We start from the raw sequence: 4,610 nt of genomic DNA on the forward strand, positions 1-4,610 counted from the left end.
CCCCGCCCCCGGCCCGGGGCTGCTCGTGACCCGGCACCTCCCGGCGGGCCGGCTGGGCGGCATCCGCCCGCTGCACCGGCGCCCCGGCGGCGCCGAGCCGAACCTCGCGCCGGGCCTGCTGCCGCTGCTGGCCGAGCGCTACGGCTGCCCGGTCGCCCCACAGGACGTGCTGTGCTGGATTCTGGCGGTGGGCCGGCCCGGCCCGCGCGGCCACGAGGTGCCGCTCACCGCCGACCCCGAGCGCTGGCACGCCGGGCTGGACCTCGGCCGGCGACTGCTCGCGGTCCAGGTACGCGGGGTGGACGGCGGCGAGCCGCCCCGGCTGCCCGGCGGGCGCCGGCCGTACGTGCGCTCGGCGGTCCAGGCCTGGCCCGACGGGCTCGACTGGGATCCGGAGACCGAGACGCTGAGCCTCGGGTCCGGGACCGTCTCCCCGGTGCCGCGGGCCGCCTGGGAGTACGCGGTGCCGGGCACGCCCGCGGGGTCCGGGGGCCCGGGAGCGGGCACGCCGGTGCTGCGGGCCTGGTTCGCCGCCCGCTGCACGCACCGGGGACCCGGCGCCGAGGGGCTGGAGGCGCTCGGCCCGGCCGAGTGGCCGCAGGCCTGGACCTCGGAGCTGCCGGCCCTGGTGACCGCCCTGGCGCTGCTGGCCGATCTGGCCCCGGAGCGGGAGGCGTTCACCCCGGGGCCGCTGCTGTCCCGCGCCGGCCTGACGGCGGCGGGGGTGCTGCCGGTGCCGGTCTGGTCACGGCGGCCGGCGTCCGTCCTGGACCACAGGGAGGAGGGCCCGGGCGGGCAGTTCGCCCTGCTCTGACCGGGCCGGGACGGGTCGGGACGGCCCGGCCCGCGGACGCGCCGCGCCCGCGCCCGCGCCCCCTCAGGCGGTCTCCCAGCCCGCCAGCAGCCGGTTCACCGAGCGGTCGAACACCGCGCCCATGTCGGCGGCCGCCTCCGCCACCGGGTACGCGTCCGCGAGCGCGGCCCCCAGCAGCGGGTACCGGCCGGTCGCGAGCGCCGAGCCCAGCCAGGCCGTGCGGACCGCGGTCTCCTCGGCCTCGCCCCAGGGCAGCGCCCGGGCCCGCTCCGCCATGGCGAGCTCCCCCGCCACGAAGGTCGCCACCGAGCCGTTGACCGAGGCGACGAGCTCCAGCTTCTCCGCACCCGACCGCTTCAGCGGCGCCAGGCAGTCCAGGCTGTGCTCCAGGTAGCGCAAGGCGTTCGGGCTGAACCCGTAGACCGGGGTCAGCAGCCGGGGCAGCCACGGGTGGCGGTGCATCAGCTGCCGCGTCTGCCGGGCCAGCGCCAGCAGGTCGGCCCGCCAGTCGCCGGTCGGCGCGCTCAGCTCGTACTCCCCGCTGACGGCGTCGACCATCAGCTCGTACAGGTCCTCCTTGCGCGGCACGTAGTTGTACAGGGACATCGTCCCGGCGCCGACGCCCGCGGCCACGCGCCGCATGGAGACGGAGTCGATCCCCTCCGCGTCGGCGATCAGCACGGCCTCGGCCGCGATCGACTCGCGGGTGTGCGCGGGCCGGGGTCCGCGGCCGGCGCGCTGCGGGCGGGTCCAGATCACTTCCGGGTCGGCGGGACGCCCGCTGGATGCCATGGTTCATCACCTCGCCACCATCCTAGTTACGTGCACCGTACGCAGTGATGGGGTGTCTCGGCCGACGGGCTGGAGGAGGCGGGGCCGGGGCACCGCAAGGGCGGGAATCGGCCGTCCGGCCGGACGCCCCGGCGGTACGGGGGTGACAGGACCCGCCCCCACCCGGTAGGGATCGACCCCATGGAACACTCGCCCGAACCCCTGCCGCTGGACGGGATCACGGTCGTCGCCGTCGAGCAGGCCGTCTCCGCACCCTTCGCCACCCGCCAGCTCGCCGACCTCGGCGCCCGGGTGATCAAGGTGGAGCGCCCCGACGGAGGCGACTTCGCACGCGCCTACGACACGGCCGCGCACGGCCTCGCCTCGCACTTCGTGTGGGCCAACCGCGGCAAGGAGTCGATCGCACTGGACCTCAAGGACCCGCGCGGCCGGGAGATCCTGCACGGCCTGCTCGACGGGGCCGACGTGTTCGTCCAGAACCTCGCGCAGGGCGCAGCGGCCCGGCTCGGGCTGGACTCGGCGGCGCTGTGCGCACGGTACCCGCGGCTGATCGCGGTGGACGTCTCCGGATACGGCGCGGAGGGCCCGTACGCCCACAAGCGCGCCTACGACATGCTCGTGCAGTGCGAGGCGGGGCTCGTCTCGGTGACGGGCACGCCGGAGCATCCCGTCAAGGCGGGCATCCCGGCCGCGGACATCGCGGCGGCCATGTACGCCTTCTCGGGGGTGCTCGCGGCGCTGGTGCGGCGCGGGGTCACCGGCCGCGGGGGCCGGGTGGAGGTGTCCATGCTCGACGCCCTCGCCGAGTGGATGGGGCATCCGCTGCACCACACGATGCACGGCGGGCGGCAGCCCGTGCGGACGGGGCTGGCGCATGCGGTGATCGCCCCGTACGACGCCTACGCGACGGCGGACGGCGACCGGGTGCTGCTGTCGGTGCAGAACGACAGGGAGTGGCGCCGTCTCGCCGAACGGGTGCTGCGGCGGCCCGAGTTGGCGGACGATCCGGCGTACGCGACGAACGCGGCGCGCACCCGCGGCCGGGAGAAGACCGATGCCGTGGTGGCGGAGGCGCTGGCCCTGCTGGACGCCGGAGAGGCGATCGGGCGGCTGGAGGCGGCGGGTATCGCCTGCGCCCGGCTGAACTCGGTGGAACAGCTCGCCGGGCACCCGCAGTTGGCGGCACGGGACCGCTGGCGGGAGGTGGGTTCACCGGTGGGCCCGCTGCGGGCGCTGCTGCCGCCGATCGGCCTGCCGGGAAGTGCGGCACCGCACATGGGTGCGGTGCCCGCACTCGGCGAACACACCGAGGCCCTGCTGCGCGCCCTGGGGATGTCGGGCGCGCAGATCACGACACTGCGCCGGGATGGAGTGATTGCGTAGGGCCGGGGCGAAACTTCTCGGGTTCGGGGGCAGTTCTTACGAGCGGCGGCTGCCGAAGAGCGAGCGGCGCAGGCGGCGGAGCGGCGCGAAGAGCGAGACGCGCGCGCTGCGGCTGCGCAGCCGGTGCGTGTGGTCGCGGGCGGTGAGCTCGCGCATCAGCAGGGTGGCCTCGGCGACCTCCCGGCGGGGGACGGCGGGTCCGCCCAGCACGGCGAGGTGGCGGTCGAGGCGCGAGCTGGTCGCACTGCTGCCGCAGGTGATGGCAGGCACGCGGGGCGGCCTGCTGCGCATTGCTATCTGTTCCATCTTTTCTCTCCCCACCCGTACGAAGGCACCCGGCCCGGGCAGGTTAACCCTATCGCCCCCGGGATGCCCGCGGGTATCCCGGTGGTGTGAATTACCCCTATGCGTCGGGGAGTTGACGGTTACTCAGCGGAGTCGGCGGTTACTCTCCGCAAGGTGCGGGGGTTCGGGGAATCGCCGGAGGCGATTCCTGCCTGCACAACAGGGGTCAGGCGGCCCCCGCTGCGGTAACGTGGAGTGACCACCCGATGACGCATCGCCGCGACTCCGACGCAGGGGGTGCGCGGATGCATTGGACGCACAGGGGGCGCGCGTGACCGACAACCGGGGTGGGACGGACACGGACGGCGGACCGGGCGCGGCCGACGGCCGGGTCGTCGCGGGCCGGTACCGGCTGCTCGGTGTGCTGGGCCGGGGCGGCATGGGCATCGTGTGGCGGGCACGGGACGAGGTCCTGGCCCGCGAGGTGGCCGTCAAGGAGGTACGGGCCCCGGCGGGGCTGGACGGCGCCGAGGTCGGGCGGCTCTACCGGAGGCTCGAACGGGAGGCCTGGGCGGCGGCCCGGGTCGCGCACCGCGGGGTGGTCACCGTCTACGACGTGGTCACCGAGGAGGGCCGCCCCTGGATCGTGATGGAGCTCGTCCGGGGGCTCTCGCTGGCCGAGGTGCTGGAGGCGGAGGGGCCGCTGCCCCCGCGGCGCACCGCGCACCTCGGGGAGCAGGTGCTGGCCGCGCTGCGCGCCGCGCACGAGGCGGGCGTGCTGCACCGCGACGTCAAACCCGCCAACGTGCTGCTGGCCAACGACGGCCGGGTGGTGCTGAGCGACTTCGGGATCGCCCGCCTGGAGGGCTCCACGGCGATCACCAGGACGGGCGAGGTGGTGGGCTCCCCCGAATTCCTCGCGCCCGAACGGGCGATGGGGCGCGAGCCGGGACCCGCCTCGGACCTGTGGTCGCTGGGGGTGATGCTGTACGCGGCCGTCGAGGGGGTCTCGCCGTTCCGCCAGGACACCCCGTTGACGACCCTGCGGGCGGTGGTGGACGGGGAGTTGCCGCCGCCGCGCCGGGCCGGGCCGCTGGCCCCCGTACTGGAGGGGCTCCTGCGCAAGGACCCGGACGAGCGGCTGCCGGCGGCGGAGGCCGCCCGGATGCTGCGGATCGTCGGCGCGGGCGGCTCCCTGAGGGACCCGGGCGGGCCGCGGTCCGGGCCGGACTCCTCCGCGGCGACGGCGCGCATCGGCGCGAACCAGTGGACGGGGGCGGGAGCTGGCTCTTATACACATCTACGAGCCCACGAGACCGGTCCGTATCTCGTATGC

Annotated in this window: 5 protein-coding genes; 3 read left to right on the forward strand and 2 right to left on the reverse strand. The window is 75.8% G+C overall.

Annotated features, from left to right (window positions below; all coding sequences use genetic code 11):
• Nucleotides 1-814: type ISP restriction/modification enzyme (locus HYE82_RS39150; RefSeq protein ID WP_306439683.1), on the forward strand; the 814-nt coding region annotated here is incomplete at its 5' end.
• Between the two features lie 63 nt (nt 815-877).
• On the opposite strand, the gene HYE82_RS34230 is transcribed toward HYE82_RS39150, so the two are convergent.
• Nucleotides 878-1,606 carry a TetR/AcrR family transcriptional regulator C-terminal domain-containing protein gene (locus HYE82_RS34230; protein WP_179178120.1) on the reverse strand — a complete coding sequence of 243 codons (729 nt, stop codon included), beginning with the start codon at nt 1,604-1,606 and terminating at the stop codon, nt 878-880.
• Nucleotides 1,607-1,786: 180 nt separating this feature from the next.
• Between HYE82_RS34230 and HYE82_RS34235 the strand changes: the two genes are divergently transcribed.
• A complete protein-coding gene (locus tag HYE82_RS34235) occupies nt 1,787-2,989 on the forward strand; it encodes a CaiB/BaiF CoA-transferase family protein (RefSeq protein ID WP_179178121.1) in 1,203 nt (400 codons plus the stop codon).
• Between the two features lie 36 nt (nt 2,990-3,025).
• Here HYE82_RS34235 and HYE82_RS34240 read toward each other — a convergent pair whose 3' ends face one another.
• Nucleotides 3,026-3,295, reverse strand: a complete 270-nt coding sequence (locus tag HYE82_RS34240; RefSeq protein ID WP_179178122.1) for a hypothetical protein — start codon at nt 3,293-3,295, stop codon at nt 3,026-3,028.
• Nucleotides 3,296-3,713: 418 nt separating this feature from the next.
• Between HYE82_RS34240 and HYE82_RS34245 the strand changes: the two genes are divergently transcribed.
• Nucleotides 3,714-4,610, forward strand: an 897-nt coding sequence (locus tag HYE82_RS34245) for a serine/threonine-protein kinase (RefSeq protein WP_256988085.1), incomplete at its 3' end; no start/stop codon positions are given.

Origin of the sequence: Streptomyces sp. BR123 (assembly GCF_013401435.1) — a bacterium.
Taxonomy (GTDB): domain Bacteria; phylum Actinomycetota; class Actinomycetes; order Streptomycetales; family Streptomycetaceae; genus Streptomyces.